The sequence below is a fragment of the Paenibacillus forsythiae T98 genome (assembly GCF_000520735.1).
Lineage (GTDB): Bacteria > Bacillota > Bacilli > Paenibacillales > Paenibacillaceae > Paenibacillus_AQ > Paenibacillus_AQ forsythiae.
Window position 1 is genome coordinate 1 of sequence record NZ_ASSC01000318.1, and the last position, 1,659, is coordinate 1,659.

The window sequence follows — 1,659 nt, forward strand, 5'->3', positions numbered from 1 at the left end:
ACCGGCTGCGGGGCTGTGAAGCATGGAGGCTCCGATGACAATGAGGAGCGTCACGGGGCTGGCGAAATGGGCGAGCGACGCCAGGCGTCCGGCCTCCCGGCCGGATATCTCGCCCTGCCGGTGCAGTTGGGCCGCCCCTTGGGCGGCGCCGGGGAAGCCGGACGTCATGCCAAGGGCGAGCGTCCATCCCGCGCTGCCGGGAAGCCGGAAAGCAAGCTTCATGAGCGGCTCCAGAAGAACGCCGATGGCATGGACGAAACCGGAGGCGCTCAGCATTTCCGAGAGCATCAGAAAGGGCATCAGCGCCGGAAAGACTACCGTCCACCATAGCTTCAAACCCTGAAGCGAGGCGTTAAAGGAGCTTTCCGGCTGGGAGATGATGGCCGCGGCGAGGAGCATGGCCGTGCCTCCGGATAGAAAAGGCGCCGATTTCCTGGCGATTCGGGCAAGGTTTATGTTCATTTTTCATGTCATCCCTTCATAGCTTGGAGCAGACGGGCTTTCTAACAATTTATGCCTGCAAGGCAGCAGCCATGCTATTGCTCTACAATACATAATCAAGAGAAGCGCCGGACTTTGGCCGGACTCTTTAGGAAAGAAGGGAACCCCAGTGATGAAGTTCAGACACAGAACAGGGATGCGCGCCGCCGCTTACCTGTTTGCGCTCATCGTGGTGGTCTACGCATTTGTGTTCATGGGGACTCCTTATGTGGTGTATCAACCGGGAGACGCCTCCGAGGTGGCGCCCATGATCAGGGTGGAGAACGAGGATAAGGCGGAAGAGGGAACCTTTATGATGACGACCGTATCGGCCAGCTACGCCAATGTGGCGCTGCTGCTCTATTCGGCGCTCAATCCCAATGCGGAAATAGACCGCAAGGCCGAAAGGCTCGGCAATCAGACGGAAGAGGAATACGCGGCTACGCAGGGATATTATATGAGCAGTTCGCAATCCAACGCCGTGGAGGCCGCCTACAAAGCGGCGGGTGTTCCTTATCATGACGAGACTGAATATTTATTCGTGTTCTCGGTTCCCGCAGGGGATGGCCGGGGACAGCTGAAGCCGGGGGACAAGATTCTCAGCGTTGCGGGGCAGCATGTGACCGATCCGGAAGCGCTCAGCAAGCTGCTGTCTTCAAGAAAGGTCGGGGATCGGGTGACGGTGGCGCTGGAGCGTGACGGAAAGAAGCTTCAGGAGGACGTAACCCTTGTGGAAATCAAGGACAGCGAAGGGAAGGCGGCAAGGCCGGGCCTTGGCGTTGTCATCGGCGCGGTGCAGAAGGTGGAAGCGTCGGAGGCGGGCAGGACAGTGAGCTTTACCGACACCAATGTCGGCGGGCCTTCGGCCGGCTTGATGTTCACCATGGAAATCTATAACCGGCTGACGCAGGGTGATTTGACCAGAGGGTACAGAGTCGCCGGGACCGGCACGATTGATCCGGGCGGAGAAGTGGGGCCGATTGGAGGCGTGCAGTTCAAAATTGTTGCCGCCGACCGAAAGGGCGCCGAAATCTTCTTCGTTCCGCTCAAGAATTATGAAGCCGCGAAGGCAAAAGCGGACAAAATTGGCACCAGGATGAAGCTCGTGCCGGTGTCGACATTGAACGAGGCGATTCAATATATGAAGAAGCTGCCGGTCAAACCCTGACCGGCGGCTTG

2 protein-coding genes are annotated in these 1,659 nt (G+C 58.5%); one reads left to right on the forward strand and one right to left on the reverse strand.

Annotated elements, in window-relative coordinates; all coding sequences use genetic code 11:
* A partial coding sequence (locus L692_RS0110415) for a nucleoside recognition domain-containing protein (protein ID WP_025699617.1) occupies positions 1–462 on the reverse strand: 462 nt, incomplete at its 3' end.
* A gap of 148 nt (positions 463–610) precedes the next feature.
* On the opposite strand from L692_RS0110415, the gene L692_RS0110420 reads away from it, so the two are divergent.
* On the forward strand, positions 611–1,648 hold the full coding sequence (locus L692_RS0110420) for a SepM family pheromone-processing serine protease (RefSeq protein ID WP_025699620.1): 1,038 nt from the start codon (positions 611–613) through the stop codon (positions 1,646–1,648).
* The last annotated feature ends 11 nt before the right edge of the window (positions 1,649–1,659 follow it).